The sequence below is a fragment of the Rhizobium sp. FY34 genome, from assembly GCF_005222845.1.
GTDB lineage: Bacteria > Pseudomonadota > Alphaproteobacteria > Rhizobiales > Rhizobiaceae > Neorhizobium.
This window is the reverse complement of record NZ_STFZ01000008.1, coordinates 61,210-80,273: the sequence shown is the minus strand read 5'-3', so window position 1 is coordinate 80,273 and position 19,064 is coordinate 61,210. Positions and strand designations below refer to the sequence as shown.

Annotated in this window: 15 protein-coding genes, 1 tRNA gene and 1 pseudogene; 7 read left to right on the top strand and 10 right to left on the bottom strand. The window is 60.6% G+C overall.

Translation table 11 applies throughout. From position 1 onward, the window contains the following. Nucleotides 1-34 precede the first annotated feature (34 nt). The 5 genes from E8M77_RS06545 to E8M77_RS06525 form a co-directional block, all read right to left on the bottom strand. Nucleotides 35-439, bottom strand: a complete 405-nt coding sequence (locus E8M77_RS06545) for a PIN domain-containing protein (protein ID WP_137129822.1) — start codon at nt 437-439, stop codon at nt 35-37. Continuing rightward, complete coding sequence (locus E8M77_RS06540) at nt 429-659, bottom strand: AbrB/MazE/SpoVT family DNA-binding domain-containing protein (RefSeq protein WP_137129821.1); 231 nt, start codon at nt 657-659, stop codon at nt 429-431. Before E8M77_RS06540 ends, E8M77_RS06545 begins: the two co-directional genes overlap by 11 nt. A 93-nt stretch (nt 660-752) precedes the next feature. After that, nucleotides 753-2,369, bottom strand: a complete 1,617-nt coding sequence (gene pgi, locus E8M77_RS06535; protein ID WP_137129820.1) for a glucose-6-phosphate isomerase — start codon at nt 2,367-2,369, stop codon at nt 753-755. An 86-nt stretch (nt 2,370-2,455) separates the two neighbouring features. Then, nucleotides 2,456-3,652, bottom strand: coding sequence for an alpha/beta hydrolase (locus tag E8M77_RS06530; RefSeq protein ID WP_137129942.1), 1,197 nt, complete (start codon nt 3,650-3,652; stop codon nt 2,456-2,458). Nucleotides 3,653-3,826: 174 nt separating this feature from the next. Beyond that, on the bottom strand, nt 3,827-5,530 hold the full coding sequence (locus E8M77_RS06525; protein WP_137129819.1) for a long-chain-fatty-acid--CoA ligase: 1,704 nt from the start codon (nt 5,528-5,530) through the stop codon (nt 3,827-3,829). 318 nt (nt 5,531-5,848) lie between these two features. Between E8M77_RS06525 and E8M77_RS06520 the strand changes: the two genes are divergently transcribed. Then, entirely contained in the window at nt 5,849-6,985 is a 1,137-nt protein-coding gene (locus E8M77_RS06520; RefSeq protein WP_137129818.1) for a hypothetical protein, read from the top strand. A gap of 20 nt (nt 6,986-7,005) precedes the next feature. On the opposite strand, the gene nadE is transcribed toward E8M77_RS06520, so the two are convergent. The 4 genes from nadE to E8M77_RS06500 all read right to left on the bottom strand — a co-directional run bounded on the left by nadE (nt 7,006) and on the right by E8M77_RS06500 (nt 10,134). Continuing rightward, nucleotides 7,006-8,001 carry an NAD(+) synthase gene (nadE, locus tag E8M77_RS06515; protein WP_137129817.1) on the bottom strand — a complete coding sequence of 332 codons (996 nt, stop codon included), beginning with the start codon at nt 7,999-8,001 and terminating at the stop codon, nt 7,006-7,008. Further along, entirely contained in the window at nt 7,998-9,572 is a 1,575-nt protein-coding gene (locus E8M77_RS06510) for a class I adenylate-forming enzyme family protein (protein ID WP_137129816.1), read from the bottom strand. The genes nadE and E8M77_RS06510 overlap by 4 nt, the downstream gene beginning before the upstream one ends. A 22-nt stretch (nt 9,573-9,594) precedes the next feature. Then, the gene (locus tag E8M77_RS06505) at nt 9,595-9,849 is read right to left on the bottom strand and encodes an acyl carrier protein (protein ID WP_137129815.1); all 255 of its coding nucleotides are present in this window, start codon (nt 9,847-9,849) and stop codon (nt 9,595-9,597) included. A 209-nt stretch (nt 9,850-10,058) separates the two neighbouring features. Then, nucleotides 10,059-10,134, bottom strand: a tRNA-Thr gene (locus E8M77_RS06500). 210 nt (nt 10,135-10,344) lie between these two features. Here E8M77_RS06500 and E8M77_RS24450 point away from each other — a divergent pair. Next, nucleotides 10,345-10,557, top strand: a pseudogene (locus tag E8M77_RS24450) (biotin transporter BioY); the annotation flags it as partial. Between the two features lie 1,162 nt (nt 10,558-11,719). Here the strand turns inward: E8M77_RS24450 and ppk2 are convergent. After that, nucleotides 11,720-12,613 carry a polyphosphate kinase 2 gene (gene ppk2 / locus E8M77_RS06490; RefSeq protein ID WP_137129813.1) on the bottom strand — a complete coding sequence of 298 codons (894 nt, stop codon included), beginning with the start codon at nt 12,611-12,613 and terminating at the stop codon, nt 11,720-11,722. Nucleotides 12,614-12,868: 255 nt separating this feature from the next. Here ppk2 and phoR point away from each other — a divergent pair, with 255 nt between their 5' ends. From phoR to pstB, 5 genes are all read left to right on the top strand, one after another. After that, a complete protein-coding gene (phoR, locus tag E8M77_RS06485) occupies nt 12,869-14,095 on the top strand; it encodes a phosphate regulon sensor histidine kinase PhoR (protein WP_170975774.1) in 1,227 nt (408 codons plus the stop codon). Between the two features lie 194 nt (nt 14,096-14,289). Beyond that, on the top strand, nt 14,290-15,330 hold the full coding sequence (locus tag E8M77_RS06480) for a substrate-binding domain-containing protein (protein WP_137129811.1): 1,041 nt from the start codon (nt 14,290-14,292) through the stop codon (nt 15,328-15,330). 73 nt (nt 15,331-15,403) lie between these two features. Beyond that, nucleotides 15,404-16,864: a phosphate ABC transporter permease subunit PstC gene (pstC, locus tag E8M77_RS06475; protein ID WP_137129810.1), complete on the top strand. Its 1,461-nt coding sequence runs from the start codon at nt 15,404-15,406 to the stop codon at nt 16,862-16,864. Further along, complete coding sequence (gene pstA / locus E8M77_RS06470; RefSeq protein ID WP_137129809.1) at nt 16,861-18,216, top strand: phosphate ABC transporter permease PstA; 1,356 nt, start codon at nt 16,861-16,863, stop codon at nt 18,214-18,216. Before pstC ends, pstA begins: the two co-directional genes overlap by 4 nt. 70 nt (nt 18,217-18,286) lie before the next feature. Beyond that, nucleotides 18,287-19,048, top strand: coding sequence for a phosphate ABC transporter ATP-binding protein PstB (gene pstB, locus E8M77_RS06465; RefSeq protein WP_246659161.1), 762 nt, complete (start codon nt 18,287-18,289; stop codon nt 19,046-19,048). Nucleotides 19,049-19,064 lie beyond the last annotated feature (16 nt).

Here is a 19,064-nt window from a genome sequence, read left to right as displayed (position 1 = left end):
CGGCTGGCCTTGCGCCGCCACATCCCCGCAGCAGTCAGGCTTGTCCGAACGGATTGACGATGCGCAGGCGGTCATCAATGACGAGGCCGTCCTGCATGTCTTCGGAGAGCAAGGTGTCGCACCCGGCTATGAGTGCGGATGCAACAATCATCGCATCATAGACGGAAAGCCCGTAACGCTCGGATACGGCCAGACCCTTCTCGTGGGTCGCTATCGTGACCGGCTCAACAGTCAGCAAGACACGGATCATGTCGAGAAACACATGCGTGTCCGACCACGATATCCGTATCTTGCGCCGTAAAACATTGGTGATTTCGTTGAGGACCTGAACGCTGATTGTGCCACCTTCAGCAAGGACGGCCTCTGCCTGATCGGCCTTCTGGGAATCGCCGGAGGCGAGGTAAAGCAGCACGTTCGTATCGACGAACCTACCGCCCATTCGCCTCATCCCGATCGAATTTGAAGTCAGCCGGCAACCGTCCCCGGAAGGCGCGCAGGCGCTGAAGGAGGTCTGCGGGAGTGGGCTTGCGCGCGACATCAAGCTCGCGCCAGTCTGCGGCGCGAATTTCTATGTCGTCGCCTTCCTTCAGCTTGAGCGCTTCGACCACGCTGGCGGGAAGACGGACGGCCAGGCTATTGCCCCATTTGGCGATCTGCATGGTGACCTCCGGATAGATATACCTGGTGCTTAGCGTATATCAATTCGGAAGCCTCATCAAGCAAGCTGCCCGATTCCAGTTGCTCACACCGTCTCAGCCGATCAGTGCCTTGACGAGGCCGGCAGTCGATCCGTCCTGTCCGTCCGTGGCAGCCTTGCCCTGAATGACCGGCAGAAGCCCCGTCGCCAGTTCCTTGCCAAGCTCGACACCCCATTGGTCGAATGAGTTGATCTTGAACAGCACGCCTTCCACGAAGACGCGGTGCTCATAAAGCGCGATCAGGCGGCCAAGTGCAAAGGGCGTCAGCTGGTCATGCACGAAGGTGATCGACGGGCGGTTGCCGGTAAACACGCGATGCGGCGCGATATGGTCGATCTTGGCTGCGTCCATGCCGGCTTTCGTCAGCTGCGCCTTGGCCTCGTCCAGCGTGCGGCCCTTCATCAGGGCTGCCGATTGGGCCAGGCAATTGGCCATCAGCAGCTCGTGCTGGTGGCGCAGATGCGGCTCGAAGCCGGTTTTGGCAATCATGAATTCGGCGGGTATTACCGTCGTGCCCTGGTGGATCAGCTGGTAGAAGGCGTGCTGGCCATTGGTGCCGGGCTCACCCCAGACGACCGGGCCGGAATTGCCCTCGACCGGCGTGCCATCGATGGTGACGCCCTTGCCATTGGATTCCATGTCCAGCTGCTGGAGATAGGCCGGAAAACGCGTCAGGCGCTGGTCATAGGGCAGAATGGCGCGCGAGGGATAATCCAGAACGTTGCGGTGATAATAGCCGATAAGGCCCAGCAGTGCCGGCAGGTTCTGACGCACCGGCGCCTCGCGGAAATGCGTGTCCATGGCATGCGCGCCATCGAGGAACTTGCCGAAATTTTGAGGGCCAATGGCCAGCATCAGCGGCAGGCCGATCGCCGACCAGATGGAATAGCGCCCGCCGACCCAATCCCAGAAGCCGAAGACACGCTCGCTGTCGATGCCGAAGGCCGCCACCTTGTCGAGCGCCGTGGAAACGGCGCAGAAATGATGCTTCACCGACCCTTCACCCAGCTTTTCGGCAATGAAGGTCCGCGCCGTGGCCGCATTGGTCATGGTCTCGATGGTGGTAAAGGTCTTCGAGGCGATGATGAACAGGGTGGTTTCGGCATCCAGAAGTTTCAGCGTATCGGCAATATGGGCGCCATCGACATTGGAAACGAAATGCGCGCGCGGGCCATCATGGAAGGGGGAAAGCGCCAGCGTTGCCATGACCGGGCCAAGATCCGAACCGCCAATGCCGATATTGACCACATCGGTGATCGCCTTGCCGGTGGCACCCTTCATGGTGCCCGAGCGGATACCATCGGCAAAGGCTGCCATGGCGGCAAGCACGCCATTCACATCCGGCATCACGTCGCGCCCGTCCACCAGGACCGGCGTGTTCGCCCGGTTGCGCAGCGCCGTATGCAGCACAGCGCGGTTTTCGGTGAAGTTGATTGCCTCACCGGAGAACATTGCCGCGCGCTTTTCCGCCACGCCGCCTTCGACAAACAGGCTTTCCAAAAGCGCCATGATCTCGCCGTTCACGGCGCATTTCGAATAATCCATCAGCAGATCGTCGAATGCTGCGCTGAACCGTTCAAAACGGCCCGTGTCCGCAGCAAAGGCTGAGCGGATATCGGTGGCCTTGGTCTTTTCCGCAGTGGCCTTCAGGTGTTTGACGATCGCCTGCATGGATTTTCCTCGCGCTTTATTCAGTCGATTGGGAACCTATTCGCTTTCCCGGCCAAATCAAGCGCGACTTAATCGATTCGCATCCTCTAGTGGCCAGCAGCCGTCTGGAGCGTGCCGCCCACCGTCTGGCCGAAGCGGTCTATCTGCTCGGTATAGGTCCGGCGGGTATTGGGGTCGAAAATGGCAATCGGCGCACTCACCGCAACGCTTGCCGCACCGCCCACCGTCTGTGCCGTGCCGAGAGCTAGCGCGCCGATGCTTTCACCCAGCCCGACGGACGAATCCGTCACTGCCTGGCCGGCAATCAGCCGGTTGCCGAGCAGCTTCACCACTTCGGGGCTTTCGGCAAACTTGCCATGGTTCAGCTTGTCATTGCTCTGAAGTGCCGTCAGATCGAGAACGGTGATGCCTTCCTTCTCGAGTTCCGAGCGGTAGGGTTCCTGCGTCGGGTCAATCTGGCCGAGCCGATCGACATTGCCGGAAATGCGCTTGGACAGCGCCAGCGCCCGGTCATCGCGCGAAACGAACAGCGTGAATTTCGGCTTCTGCTTTCCCAGTTCCTGCATCTGCTGGCCGAACACATCGACATCGAGATCCGGCGAGGCCAGGATGACGTTCTGGATCTTCGGCGAGATCTTGCCATCGCGAATGGCCATCTGGCGCAGCGCCTCTATCGTCAGCCAAGATCCCATGGAATGCGCCATGACGGTGACTTCGCCGACGCCCGGTTCCTGCGCAATGCGGCGCAACATGGTTTCGAGCGCATCGCGTGAATAGTTGGCGCTTTCCTTGTCGTAGTTATAGGCAAATATGCTGCCACGCGACGGCCAGGTGAAGAGAATGGGTGCCACATCGGCACCGCTGTCATGGACGATCTGCGCAAAGCGGTAGACGGCGTCTTCGTAGCGGTTGTTGAAACCATGCACGAAGACCAGCACGCGCCGGCTCTTCGGCAGGTGACCCTTCAGCCACTGGCGCGCCTCTGGAATCGTGAGAGAGTTGACTGCCACGGTGGTGAAGTCGCGTTCCGGGTCGGCCGGCAGGCGCTTGGGCCATTGCACCTGCCCGACCGAACGATTGGCAGCGGGCGGTATCGACACTTCAATTTCCGTAGTTTCCGGTTCACGCCCACGCTCGCCGGAAAACAGAACGCCGGGTGTCGGGCTTTCCTTGCGCGTCGTGGCGACCAGCACATTCACGACAGAGGTGTTTCTGACCTGAAGCGAGGTGGGGATCAGCACGCCTTCCGCGCGGCTTGCGCAGCCGGACAGCAAGGCCAGCATGACTACGGCGGCAAGGGCGCGCTGTGCGCAAGAGATAGGCCTGATCACATGAACACCGGCAGTGTTGTGCAGCCGGCCCACCGGGGCCGGCCTCTCAAGCCGGTAGCTTTACCGGGCAGGGGGTGCAGCGTCCATCCCGCGCCGTTCATTTATTGTGACGATATTTCAGTATCGTCACTTTGGTCGCAGTTCGCGCCGCAGGATCTTGCCCACCGGGGTCTTCGGCAGGTCGTTGCGGAATTCGATGAAACGAGGGCGCTTGTAATTGGTCAGGTATTCGGCGCAATGTGCCTTCAGCGCGGCTTCCGTCAGCGCCGGATCCTTCTTCACCACGAACAGTTTCACCGCTTCGCCCGAATGCTCGTCCGGTATGCCGATGGCTGCGCATTCCACCACGCCCGGATGCATCACGGCCACTTCCTCCACCTCGTTGGGATAGACATTGAAGCCGGACACCAGGATCATATCCTTTTTGCGATCGACGATCTTGATATAGCCGCGCTCGTCCATATAGCCCATGTCGCCGGAGCGGAAATAGCCGTCGGCGGTCATCACCTTGGCGGTTTCGTCCGGCCGCTTCCAGTAGCCGGCCATCACCTGGGGCCCGCGAATGCAGATTTCGCCCACTTCGCCAAACACCAGCACTGTGTCATCCTCGTCGCGGATGGTGACCTCTGTGGAGGATACCGGCAGGCCGATCATGCCGCTGAATTCCTGCACGTCGATACGGTTGGCCGTTGCCACTGGCGAGGTTTCCGAAAGTCCGTAGCCTTCGGTAATCGGGCAGCCGGTCATCTTGTGCCAGCGTTCCGCCACCGGCCTCTGCACGGCCATGCCGCCGCCAAACGCCATCAGCAGCGCGGAATGGTCGAGTTTCTGGAACTCGGCATTGTTCATCAGCGCGTTGAACAGGGTGTTGAGGCCGGGGAACATGTGGATCTTGTGCTTTTCCATCTCCTTCACCAGCGCTGGCAGATCGCGCGGATTGGCGATCAGCACATTGTGTGCACCAAGCGCTACGCCCATCAGCGAATTCACCGTGAGCGCGAAGATGTGGTAGAGCGGCAGCGCGCAGAGAAAGGTGATGATCTCCGGTCTCTGCTTCTTCAGGAAGGCGCTTTCCAGCCACCAGGCCATTTGCTCCTTGTTGGAGAGAAGATTGCGGTTGGTCAGTATGGCGCCTTTGGAAACGCCGGTCGTGCCGCCGGTATATTGCAGGAAGGCGATATCATCGAGATTGGTATCGGCCGGTTTCAGGCTAAGGCCAGCGCCGGCCGCCATCACGCGCTTGAACGACAGCGCCGCAGGCATGGACCAGGCGGGCACCAGTTTCTTGACGCGCCGCACGATCAGATTGACGATATGGCCCTTCAGGCCCAGCATATCGCCCATGCTGGTTACCACCAAATGCTTGACCTGGGTCTTGTGCACGACCTGCTGCACCGTATGGGCGAAGTTTTCCAGCACGAACAGGGCGCGTGCGCCGGAATCGTTCAGCTGGTATTCCAGTTCGCGCGGCGTATAGAGCGGGTTGACATTGACCACCACCAGCCCGGCCCGCAGGATGGCATAGACGACCACCGGGTTCTGCAGCACATTCGGCATCATCACCGCCACGCGGTCTCCACGCTCCAGCCCCAGCGATTGCAGCCAGGCGCCGACCTGCCGTGTTGCCTCTTCCAATTCGCGAAAGGTGATGCCCTTGCCCATGCTGGAAAATGCGGTGCGATCGGCAAAGCGGGCGCAGCTGTCCTCGAACAGTTGCGCGATCGAACGATGCGCCAAAGGCGGCAGTTCTGCCGGCACGGTGGGCGGGTAGGAGGCGAGCCAGATCTTCTGGGCCGCCGGATGCGTCTGCGCATGGGAAACTTCGGTCATGGCGGTAGCTCCTCCTTGTTTATCAGTCCTGCAACAGGCCTCCACTCCCGATGCACAACCTTTTTCACGTGTCCGGCTTATCTATGCACCGGATTGGTCGTCACGCTAAATAACTTTGACGTAAGCGTCAATGATACTCAAGAACAAGGCCTTGGGATAAATCGGCTCTGATCGGCACCGGCCGTCGTCCGCCGGATGCCGCTTTCGTCTCCGGCTGGGGATCGGACAGTCTTTCAGCTCCTCTTTCTTCTATTTAATATAATTTTCAGGCGCCGGTGACACTCTCCCCGTTTTCGATTGGGAGGCAGGATCAGGATTATGGCAGAGGCTTTGCGGGATGCCGGTGCAACGGTTCGACATTTCGAGCTGGACGACATACCGGCCGTGGCGCGGCTGTTTCTGAAAACCTTCCGCAAGGGGCGGGCGGCCAGCGCCACACCATCGCCGGTCCTTCTGGCGCAGTTGCGGCAGATCTATTTCGAAACGCCCTGGTATGATCCGCAGATCCGCTCCTGGGTTTTTGTCGATGAGGCGGGAGAGGTGCACGGTTTCATCGGTGCCAATGTCGTGCCGATGGAATACGAGGGTCGGCCGCTGCGGGTTGCCTATGCCGGCGCCCTGACAGTCGAGGATTCAGCCCTGCATCCGCTGGCCGGCGCGCGGCTTCTGCGCAGTTTCCTCAGCGGCCCGCAGGATATTTCCGTGACCGAAACCGCCAATGCCACGGCTGCGCGCATGTGGCAGAAACAGGGAATACCCCTCAATACCGCCTATAGTCTCAACTGGATCCGGCTACTGCGGCCGGCCGCCGGCGCCATGAGCATTCTGGAGCGCAAACTGCCCGCAGCCCGGCTGTTGTCGCCACTGGCCCATGGCATCGACTGGGCTTTCGCCCGCATGCTGTCTGATCCATTGCGCCCGCGTGTCGAAGCCTCGCCGCGCAGGCTTTCTTTCCAGACCGTGGAGCGTTCAGAGTTTGATGCCGCTGCCCTTCACCTGAAGGATTTTTATGCACTGCGTCCCCGCTGGGATGCGCCCTCGCTCCATTGGTTTTCCAGCCATGCCGCGGTGAAGCGCAATTTCGGCGAGCCGCGCTATCGGCTGGCGCTTGGGCGCGATGGACAGCCGGCGTCGGCCTATGCCTATTTCCGCCGGCGCGATGATTTTGCCTGGATGCTGCAATCGCTGGTAACGCCGGAACAGGCGGGCGATCTTGTCGATGATATGCTGTTGGATGCAGATAGCTATGGCTGCGCCGGCATTCGCGGTGCAGCCCAGCCCTGGCTGAATGCCGCGCTGATGAGCCGCAAGAGCCTCTTCCTGTCGCGCACCTTCTTCCTCGCCCATGCCCGCGACAAGACGCTGTTACAGCCCTTTCTCGCCGGAGAGGCTCTCGCCAGCGGGCTGGCCGGCGAAAGCTGGATGCGGTTGATCGGCGACGATTTCCGCGACTGAAACTGTCGCCTAACCCGGCATCAGAGCATGGTCAGCGGCGCGGCGTGCAGATAGTCCGCCACCTTGCGCTTGGCAGCGATATTGCGCCAAACGGCATCCACCTGGTCGGGCGAAAGGCCGGCGGCTTCCGCCACTGCCTCGCGGGTAATGCCATGGTCCAGCCCGTAAAGGCACAGATCCATCAGATGATAGGGCAGCGAGAAATAATACTCGTCTTGGCCCTGAGGCAGCGACCAGGTATCGGTCGTCGGTGGCCTGCGGCAGATCTCTTCCGGCACGCCCAGCGCCTGCGCCAACTGGTACACTTGCGTCTTGTAAAGATGGGCGATCGGCTTGAAATCGGCGGCGCCATCGCCGTTCTTCACGAAGAAACCCTGGTCATATTCCAGCCGGTTCGGTGTGCCTGCCACCGCAAAATTCAGCCGGTCGGCATGGTAATATTCGATCTGCTTGCGGGTGCGCTGCTTCATGTTGGCCGCAGCAATCATGCCCAGGTAGACATCGAGCGGCATGCGGTGCCGGCTCTGCTCTCCGTCCGGATTGGCCACCACCAGCCAGGAAATATTATAGCCGCGCCCCGCCAGCGCATCCTCCAGCACCACCTTGCAGCCCCAGCCCTCGTCAAAATCCGGCACGACCTGGCGAATAAAGCCATCGCGGCGAAGGTAGCATCCGGCTGCCGCAAGGCTCGGGCCGATATCTTCCAGCACCGTCTCCACGCCGATGGCGGCCGCCAGCGCCTGGCCAAGCCGCAAGCTTTCCGGATCGGAATCATGCTCGGGCATGAAAATGCCGGTCACTTTCTTGCCCCCCAGCGCCCGTGCGCAGAGCGCTGCCGTGACGCTGGAATCAATGCCGCCCGAAAGGCCAAGCGTTGCCCCGCGCTTGCGTAAGCCTTTAAGCACGCTTTCGCGGATCCAGGCGCAGATGCGCTCGATCTCCGCTTCCGCATCCAGTATCAGGCTGTCCTGGCTAAATGGGCCGCCTGTCGGTGCGGTGCTCGGCGTCTGCGTCATGCCACTTTTCCTTCCATCTCATCGGTCGATATCTGTCCCGCAGAAAGCCGGATCTTGCCGCTTGTCGTTTTCGGCAGGCTTGCGTGAAATTCGATCAGCTTTGGCACCATGTAATCTTCCAGATGCTGCGCGCAGTGGCGCAGGATCATCTTCTCTGTCAGGCCGCATGCAGGCTCCACCACGACATGCGCCTTCACCACCTGGCCGAAAATTGCATCCGCCACACCTTCGACAGCCGCTTCCAGAATGCCGGGCAGGGCATAGAGAGCCCGCTCCACCTCCTGCGGGCTCACCTTTTCGCCGCGCGTCTTGATCATGTCATCTCGCCTTGCGACGAAAAACAGGCATCCGTCGCCATCGCGGTGAAACAGATCGCCGCTGCGCAGGAAGCGCTGGCCGTCAATCTCGAGAAAGGCGTGCTCCGTGGCCTGTACATCCCGCCAATAGCCGGTCATCACATGCGGCCCGCACACCATCAACTCGCCGGTCTCGCCATCCTCGACCGGTCTTCCATCTTCGCCGACGATCTCGACCCGGCTGATGGAGAGCGGATACCCGACGGACAGCGGCTTTGTGTCTATCGTGTCCGGCGGCAGAAAGCTGGTGCGGATGCATTCGGTCTGGCCATACATCAGGTAAAGCTGCGTGGCGGGCAAAAGCCGCCGCAAGGCAGCGGTCGTTGCCGGTGGCATGGCCGCTGCCGCGCTGGTGATATAGCGAAGATGCGGCAGAAGGTCGGGGCTCAGATCCTGCAGGTTGGTCAGCATCGTCGCCATGGCCGGCACCAGGGGAAAGCCGGTGACCTGTTCTGCCTGCAGCCGGGCAAGGATGGCGCGCGGAAAGGCAAAGCTGCGCTCAAGCACCAGCGTTCCTCCCGCCATTATCATCGTCACCATCTGGGTGATGCCATAGCCGAAGGAAAGCGGCAAAACGCTCAGCACCACGTCATCACTGCGATTGCCAAGATAGGCGCCGATGGAAGAGCAGGCAGCGCCAAGGCTCGCATGGCTGTGCATGACGCCCTTCGGTGTGCCGGTCGAGCCGGATGTGTGGATAAGCAGGGCCAGGTCATCCAGCGGGAAGCACGTGCGGGCGGCAGGGCTTGCGCCGGTTGCGTCCAGTGCGCTCAACGCCTCGAACCGCAGGGCATCCGCTTGCGCCGGCGCTTCGACCAAAATCACATGCGCCGGCCTTGCAAGCCCGGTAACCCCTGCAAGTCCCGAAAGTGCCGCCGTGATCATGCCGGCGGACCGCGCATGGGCAATGATCGCCCTCGGCTCGGTCTTGGTGGCAATCGTGGACAGCTTGTCACTCTTCAATGAAACATGCAGCGGACAGGCCACCGCGCCGATCCGCCAGGCGGCAAAGAAGGCGATGACCGCCTCGCAGCCATTGTCGAGCAGAATGAGAATACGGTCGCCGCGGCCGATGCCGAGCCCCTCTAGCGAAGCGGCAAGACCCTCGACGCGCGACAGAAGACCGGCATAGGTCAGCCGCGTCTCGCCGGCAATCACGGCAAGCCTGTCTGGCCGGGCTCCAGCATGGCGCAGAAGATAGGTCTCAAGGCGCATGCGGCACTCCCCGCGTTGCGTCTCAGGCCGCTTTCAGTTTCGACGAGAGATAGGTTGAAACGCGCTGGATACTGTCGAGGTTCTCCGGCACGATCTCATGATCGGCTACCGAAATATGGTAGGTGCTTTCGAGAAAGGCGATCAGTTCCAGAACGCCGGTCGAATCCATCACGCCGCTGTCGAGCAGCGACTGGTCATCCTCGACACTGGCATCAGCGCGATACAGAAAATTGTCGGCAATGAATTCGCGAATGGATTGATGATAGGAAGCTGGCACGAGATTATCCCCTAGATCCGCCGTCACCCCCTGTTTGCAGGTCCGGTGGCGATGTCAAATGTGAGGCCAGTCTGCCCGCCATTCCCTGAATCTTTCGCTAAGATGGAGGGAGGGAGCCGCAAAAATGCACCAAAATGGCGAAGGCATGTCGGGCTTCCGAGCGAGCGGACAATCCTTGGAGCATCGGTTGCGATTGGGGAACATTAAAATGGTGCCGCTTGCAGGACTCGAACCTGCGACCCCATCATTACGAATGATGTGCTCTACCACCTGAGCTAAAGCGGCCCGCGCGAAGCATGAAGCCCTGCGGTGTGAGGCGGCTGATACAGCGAATGGAAAAGGAATTCAAGCCGGGAATTTCGCCTTTTGCAAACTCTTTGCGCCATTTGCCATGATGGCGCCATATGCCGGGTGGAGGCGCGGTGCTTGCAGTTCCTCCATTGAGAGGGTACCCAGAGCGCTGAATAGCATATGTGCCAAGAATAGGGATTTTCCGTGAGCGGGTTGGAAACGGCAATCAGGACAGCGCTGTCGCGCGCCGACCGCGGCGACGCCAATGCCCGCGCCCGGATCTACCAGTCCGCGCGTCAGGCGCTGGAAGCCGGTCTGGTCAAGCAGGAGATCACCGATCCGCAGGTGATCGAGGCCCAGCGCGTGCGGCTGGAGCACAAGATCCGCGAAATCGAGTTCGAAGAGCGTGAACGCCTGCGCGAAGAGGCGCGGCTGGCACGCGAGGCCGACATGGCTCCCGCCGTCGTGCCATCGCGTCAAAACCCGCCGCCGGATGCCGGCGCGGATGATGCATTGCTGGGCGCCGACCATGTTTCTGCCCAGCGGGGCGGGCCGGCCAACGGCTTTGCGCGGGGCCATGAGCCTGATCTCGGCGGCCAGACGCGGAGCACCGGCGTTTCCCGGCCCGCATCGGTCCCCGGCGATCCTGCGGCTGATCCGGGCGGTCTGGATGATCTTTCTGCCCGGCGCGACATTTCCGCAGGGCTTGCGCCCCAGTCCGATGCCGATTCCGGCGAACTTGCCGAACCAGTGCGCGCCGAAGCCGGCGTTGATCGGCTGGCGCCTCTCGCACCTATGCCCGGACCACGCGGTAAGCAGTCGCGAAAGGCTGCAAAACTTGCCAAGCTCGCCAAGGCCCGGCAGGCGGAACTGAGCGCCGATGATGCGCCGGGTATTCCTGGTGAAAAGCGCCCGCGAAAGCGTCGTGGCTTCCTGTCGCGCCTGTTCATCTCTGTCACCCTCTTTGCATTTTGTGCCATGGGCCTCTGGTGGGCCTATAGCGGCGGCCTGTTCCTGACGGCTGCCGAGCGCGACACCAGCGTGCCGAACCCGCCGGCAAGCGTGGCCGAAGAGGATTTCACCGGCCAGCCGGCAAGCCCTGCCTTTGATCCGCAGCAGGGTTTTTCCGATGACTGGCTGGAAGTCTATACGGCCGGCGGCAAGGCGCAGGCGAGTGCGGGCAAGGATGCCAGCGTGGAAACGGTGGCCATGGCCGATGGTCCGGCCCTACGCATCACCTCGCGTTCGCCGCAGGCATCCGGCGACGTGGCCATTCCGGTGCCGGTGGAACTTTTGCGCCAGTTGGGCGGCAAGACCTCGACCATTGCGCTCACGTTGCAATCGGCCGGTGATAACGGCGTGCAGCTGGCCGTGCGCTGCGATTTCTCCAGCCTCGGAACCTGCTCGCGCCACCGGGTGATGGCGCTGCAGGAAAAGTCCGATACGCTGTTTCGCATCACCTTTGATCGAACGCTTGCCCCCAACCAGCCGGGACGCATCTTCATCAACAGCGATATCCTCGGCGGTCGCCAGTCGGTGCTGCTCTATTCCGTGCGCATCCTGCCCGGCCAGTGAGCCTTTACGATTTGAAGGCGTCGGGACCAAAACCGAGGATCTTGTCGTCAATTGTGCCGATCGCCTTGATGTCCTTGCCGGCATAATCCAGCGACAGAAGAATATGGCGGATGATGTTGAGCCGTGCGCGGCGCTTGTCATTGGCGCGCACCACTGTCCAGGGGCTGGTTTTGGTGTGCGTCTTGTCCAGCATCAGGTCGCGCTTGTCGCTGTAATCGCTCCAGCGGTTCAGCGCGGCAATATCCATGGGTGAAAGCTTCCACACTTTCAGCGGGTCATGGGCGCGGTCGTGAAAGCGCTTCAGCTGCATTTCGCGGCCAATATTCAGCCAGAACTTGAAGAAATGAATGCCGTCATCGACAATCAGCTGCTCGAAGGTCGGTGTCACTTTCAGGAAATGCTTGTGCTGCTCCGGCGTGCAGAAGCCCATGACAGGCTCCACCCCGGCGCGGTTGTACCAGGACCGATCAAACAGCACGATTTCGCCCTTGGTGGGGAAATGAGTCACGTATCGCTGGAAATACCATTGCCCTGCCTCGGTTTCCGTCGGCTTGGTCAGCGCCACCACGCGTGCCGTGCGTGGGTTGAGATAGGCATGAATGGCAAAGATCGTGCCGCCTTTGCCTGCCGCATCGCGCCCCTCAAACAGCGCCATCACTCGCTTGCCGCTGTCCTTCAGAAAGGTTTGCGCCTTGACGAGTTCGATCTGCAATGTCTTCAGCTCGCTTTCATACAGGCTGTTGTCGAGCTTCTTGTCGTAAGGATAGCCGCCGGAGATCAGTGCCTTGTCGGAAATCCAGTCGGGAAGTTTCGGGTCGTCAATATCGAAGATACGGCGCTTGCCGCCAATCTCCAGTTCCACGGCGCGGCTGCCACTTGTCCCATTCTCAACCGTCATGCACGTTCTCCAAAGGGTTTGTCTTTTGTCTTTCTACAGCAATGAACGGCGGAAAATGCCGGTTCCGTCAAACTTTCCGGTGTTTAACGGCAAATTTTCCTGACCTCCCGCATGACCGATGTATATCTGTCATGGCGCAAGGCTATCACCACCCGTTAGAGCGGGTTTTGGTCAGATCAAACCCGCTCTAAGTTGAAACAATTGCAGCCGTCACGGCAAGAGGCAGGAATGGCATCCAGGCAGCGGGGCAAGACAATGCGCGAGCGCCTCTCGCGTCTCTGGCTGGTTCTGGCAACCGTCACCCTCATGGCAGCACTTGCCGCCATGGCGGGGCTGGATGTCTCGCTCGTCGCCATCGGCTGGCTGCTGGTCGTTCTGTCCGCCTGGTCTGTGGTTCCGGCTGCTCCGGATGAGGCCGAACCGGTGGCGGCCATCATCGAACCTCACGCCCCACGCGATCCTCTGCCGGATGTCGCGGCCGCCTTTGCCGCACTCGACATGCCGGTCTTCGTGCTGGCAGCCGATGCCAATGTTCTGTGCCAGAACCCGGCGGCGGAAAAATCCTTCGGCTCCATCACGCCGGGAATGCATCTGTCTGCGCGGCTGCGCTCGCCCGGCATTCTCGACATGGTGCGCGAAACCATTGTCACCGACCAGCCGAACCAGATCGAGCATTCCGAGCGCCACCCGTCCGAGCGCGTCTATATCATCCGCATCGCGCCGATCGAGCCGGCCAAAGGCGAGGGCGACATGCCGCGCCTCTATGCCCTGTCGTTTCGCGATATTTCCGAATTGCGGCGCATTGACCGCATGCGGTCCGATTTTGTCGCCAATGCCAGCCATGAACTGCGCACGCCGCTTGCCTCTCTGCGCGGCTTTATCGAAACCCTGCAGGGGCCGGCCAAGGGCGATGTGGCGGCCCATGAGCGCTTCCTCGGCATCATGTTCGAACAGGCCACCCGCATGAGCCGGCTGGTGGATGATCTTCTCTCTTTGTCGCGGCTGGAACTCAAATCGCACATTGCCCCCAGCCAGCGAGTGGATCTCGTGCCACTTGTCGGGCATGTGCGTGACAGTCTTCTGCCGCTGGCGCAGGAACTGGGCATCGAAATCCGCATGCATCTGCCAGCGGGCAAGGTGGAGGTCACCGGCGATCGTGACGAACTGGTACAGGTCATCGAGAACCTCATGGAGAATGCCTGCAAATACGGGCAGGAGGGCGGCTTTGTCGATGTCCATCTGCGCAACGAACCCGGCCAGCCGGTGGAACTCAGCGTTGTCGATCGCGGGCCGGGCATTCCGGCCGAACATGTGCCGCGCCTGACAGAGCGCTTTTACCGCGTCAGCGTTGCCGACAGCCGCTCGAAAAAGGGCACGGGCCTCGGGCTTGCCATCGTCAAGCACATCCTCACGCGCCACCGTGCAAGGCTGATCGTCAAATCCGAACTGGGCAAGGGCACGGACTTTACCGTCCGTTTTTGACATAAAACCCCAAGTCCGCTTGGCGTCGATTGAAAATATCTAATATTTTCAGCGACATGAATTGTCACAAATGTTTCACGGAACTGACATAAAAGCATGGGGCGAGGGCGGCTAAGACAGAGCTGCCTGACGATCGGCGAGAGCGAGAGCCGGTTGCAGACAGAATTCACACAAGCCCATGACGGGAGATCATCATGAACATCCTTAAGCTTTCCGCAGCTGCCCTGGTGGCATCCGGCGCATTCGCCGGCGCTGCCGTTGCGCGCGACCAGATCCAGATTGCCGGCTCGTCCACCGTTCTTCCCTATGCATCCATCGTTGCTGAAGCTTTCGGCGAAAACACGAAGTTCCCGACGCCCGTCGTTGAATCCGGCGGTTCCGGCGCTGGCCGCAAGAAGCTCTGCGAAGGCGTGGGCGAAAACACCATCGACATCGCCAATTCTTCGTCGCGCATCAGCAAGTCCGACATCGAAACCTGCGCCAAGAACGGCGTAACGGCCATCCAGGAAGTGCGCATCGGTTACGACGGCATCGTTTTTGCCTCGGAAATCACCGCTCCGGATTTCAAGTTCACCCAGGCTGACTGGCACAAGGCTCTGGCCGCCAAGGTTCTGAAGGACGGCAAGATCGTCGACAACACCTACAAGAACTGGAAGGAAGTCCGCGCCGACCTGCCTGACCAGCCGATCCTCGCCTTCATTCCGGGCACCAAGCACGGCACCCGCGAAGTGTTCGACGAAAAGGTCATCGTTGACGGCTGCAAGGAAGACGGCACCTATGACGCTCATCTGGCTGCTGCCAATGGCGACAAGGCTGCTGCCAGCAAGGCTTGCGCCCAGCTGCGCACCGACGGCGTGTCGATCGACATCGACGGCGACTATCCGGAAACGCTGGCACGCGTTGCTGCCAACAAGAACGGCATCGGCGTCTTCGGCCTGTCCTTCTACCAGAACAACACTGACAAGCTGCGCGTCGGCACCATGGCTGGCATCGTTCCTTCGGTGGAAACCATCGCTTCCGGCAAGTATCCGGTCTCGCGTCCGCTATACTTCTACGTGAAGAACGCTCACCTGGACGTCATCCCCGGCCTTCAGGACTATATCGAGTTCTTCGTATCCGACGACATGGCTGGCCCGAACGGCCCGCTGGCTGCCTATGGCCTGGTTTCTGATCCTGAGCTGAAGAAGACCCAGGAAATGGTCAAGGCTCGCACGCCGATGGCACCGTTGAAGTAATCGTCTTTGTCTCTGGCGGCGCGAATTATCGCGCCGCCAGTTTTCATGTCATCTGGAAGGTGCGGACAGAAAAATGAGCGTTGGCATCCTTATTCCCGTCTTGTTGGTGCTGGCGGCACTGGGATTTGTGCTCGGCAAGCGGCAGGCCCTTGCCCTGTCCGATAGCCAGAAAACCAAATTGCATTCGCTGCCCGGTTATTACGGACAGACGGTCGCACTGTTTACCGCAGTGCCGGCACTCTTCCTGCTGGGCGCCTGGCTGATCCTTCAGCCCATGGCGATCGAAAGCCGCATTGGCGGCATGATCCCCGACAGCGTTATTCCCGAAGGCGGCGCGCGCAGCCTGGTCATGTCGGATGTGCGCCGTATTGCCGGTGGCCTTGATGCCGTGCTGGCGCTTGGTGGCATGGGCGAAGACGAGTTGGTGCGCATCGGCGAAAATCTCTCCACCGTGCGCTCAAGACTTGCTGAAGTCGGCGTTGCGCTCGTCGGTGATGTGCCGCCGGTGGTGTTCGAAGCAGCCAGAGCCTATCGCCAGGACGTCAAGACCGGCAATATGGCCATGAGCGTTGTTGTGCTTGTGCTTGCGGTTGCTCTTGGCCTCTGGGCCTACCGGCGCATCCAGCCGGATATGCGTGCCCGCAATGTCACCGAAAGCTTCGTCAAGTCGCTGCTGATCGCCGCCTCCATGGTCGCCGTTCTCACCACGCTTGGCATTGTCGGCTCGCTGGTGTTTGAAACGATCAGCTTCTTCAAGATTTATCCGGCAAGCGAATTCTTCTTCTCCACGGTCTGGAACCCGCAGTTCCGCGGCGGTTCGGAGCTTGGCATCCTGCCCTTGCTGTGGGGCACGCTCTATGTGTCCCTGATCGCGCTTCTTGTGGCTGTTCCGATCGGCTTGATGATCGCCATCTACCTGGCTGAATATGCCAGCAAGACGGTGCGCAGCCTTGCCAAGCCCGCCATCGAAATGCTGGCCGGCATTCCCACCATCGTCTACGGTCTCTTTGCCCTCATCACGGTCGGTCCGTTCCTGCGCGACTGGCTTGCCCAGCCGCTGGGGCTTGGCACTTCTTCGTCCTCCGTTCTGACGGCTGGCCTCGTCATGGGCATCATGATCATCCCCTTCGTCAGTTCGCTGTCGGATGACATTATCAATGCCGTTCCCCAGGCCCTGCGCGATGGGTCCTACGGCCTTGGTGCCACGCAATCGGAAACCATCAAGCAGGTTGTTCTGCCGGCAGCCCTTCCCGGCATCGTCGGCGCTGTCCTGCTCGCCGCCAGCCGTGCGATTGGCGAAACAATGATCGTGGTGCTCGGTGCCGGTGCAGCGGCCAAGCTCGACCTCAACCCCTTCGAAGCCATGACAACGGTGACGGTGAAGATCGTCAGCCAGCTGACTGGCGATACCGAGTTTGCCAGCCCCGAAACGCTGGTGGCCTTCGCACTCGGCCTGACCCTCTTTGTCTTTACACTCGGGCTCAACGTGCTGGCCCTCTACATTGTCCGCAAATATCGGGAGCAGTACGAATGACCGACATCACCGCAGCGGGAATTCCGCCGGCTGAAACCCAGAAGAAGTCACTGCTCACCCTCGATGACCGCACCCGCCGGCGCAATGCTGCCGAAATGCGGTTCCGCATGATGGGCAAGATCGGGGTGCTGATCGGCATCCTGGCGCTTGTGGGCCTTCTCACCTCCATTCTGTCGAACGGCCTGTCTTCCTTCCAGCAGACCTTCATCACGCTCGACATTCATCTGGACCCGGCCCGTCTCGACAAGAGCGGCAACCGCAACCCGGAAGAAATTGCCAAGGTCACCACCTTTGGCTATGCGCCGCTGATCGAAAAGGCATTGTCCGAAGCGATGACGGCCAAGGGCATCCTGGGCAATGGCGTCACCGTCAAGGCCGCCGCCGAACTGATCTCCAAGGAAGCTCCGGCCGATCTGCGCAATTACGTGATTGCCGATCCGCAAAGCATTGGCCAGACCGTGTCCTTCAAGCTGCTCGCAGCCGGACGCATCGACGGCTATTACAAGGGCCGAGTGACGATGGAGAGCGCCAAGCTCGATCGCAACATCTCGCCCGAGCAGCTCCTGCTCGCCGACAAGCTGAAATCGGCGGGGCTGTTGACCACGAAGTTCAACTGGTCCTTCTTCACGGCTCCAGATGCGTCCGACACCCGCCCTGAGGCCGCCGGCCTCGGCGTTGCGATCATCGGCTCGCTCTACATGATGCTGATTGTGCTGGTCCTGTCCCTGCCCATCGGTGTCGCGGCCTCGATCTATCTGGAAGAGTTCGCACCGCAGAACAAGTTTACCGATCTTATCGAGGTGAATATCGCCAATCTGGCGGCCGTTCCCTCGGTGGTCTTCGGTATTCTCGGTCTTGCCATCTTCATCAATTTCGCCGGCATGCCGCAATCGGCTCCGGTCGTGGGTGGCCTGGTTCTGACGCTGATGACCCTGCCGACGATCATCATCGCCACGCGTGCTGCCTTCAAGTCGGTGCCGCCGTCGATCCGCGATGCAGCGCTCGGTGTCGGTGCCTCCAAGATGCAGGCCATCTTCCACCATGTCCTGCCGCTTGCCATGCCCGGCGTTCTCACCGGCACCATCATCGGCCTTGCCCGTGCGCTGGGCGAAACCGCACCGCTGCTGCTTATCGGCATGGTGGCTTTCGTACGCGAATATCCTGCCGGTCCGCCGGACGGTTTCTTTGATCCGGCATCGGCGCTTCCGGTGCAGGTCTACAACTGGACACAGCGCGGCGACCCCGCCTTTATCGAGCGTGCCTCGGGGGCGATCATCGTGCTTCTCATCTTTTTGATCACTATGAATATGGTGGCCATTATTCTGCGCAGTCGCTTTGAGCGCCGTTGGTAGAGGGATCGTGACGATGAACAGTATTTCAACGATGATAACGACGACGACGAGCACGACGAAAGCAGCGACAATGAGCGAGTCTAAAATTTCCGCCCGCAATGTTCAGGTCTTCTACGGCGAAAAGCATGCGCTGCGCGACGTGAACATTGAAATCCGCCCGCGCTCGGTCACGGCCTTCATCGGCCCCTCGGGTTGCGGCAAGTCCACCTTCCTGCGTTGCCTCAACCGCATGAACGACACGATTGCCAGCTGCCGTGTTGAAGGCAGCATCGGCATCGATGGTGAAAACATCTATGATCCGAAGGTCGATCCGGTGCAGTTGCGCGCCAAGGTCGGCATGGTGTTCCAGAAGCCGAACCCGTTCCCGAAGTCGATCTACGAGAATGTTGCCTATGGTCCGCGCATACATGGTCTTGCCCGCAAGAAGTCGGATCTCGACGATATCGTCGCATCTGCATTGCAGAAGGCAGGTCTCTGGAACGAAGTGAAGGATCGCCTTCAGGAATCGGGCACCGGTCTGTCGGGTGGCCAGCAGCAGCGCCTGTGCATCGCCCGTGCGGTGGCCGTCTCGCCGGAAATCATCCTGATGGACGAACCCTGCTCGGCGCTCGATCCGATCGCGACCGCCAAGGTCGAGGAACTGATCCACGAACTGCGCAGCAATTATACCATCGTCATCGTGACGCATTCCATGCAACAGGCCGCCCGCGTCTCGCAGCGCACGGCCATGTTCCACCTCGGCCTGCTGGTCGAGGAGAACGACACCGACAAGATGTTCACCAATCCGGATGACCAGCGCACGCAGGACTACATTATGGGTCGCTTCGGCTGATCCTGACCTGTCGCAT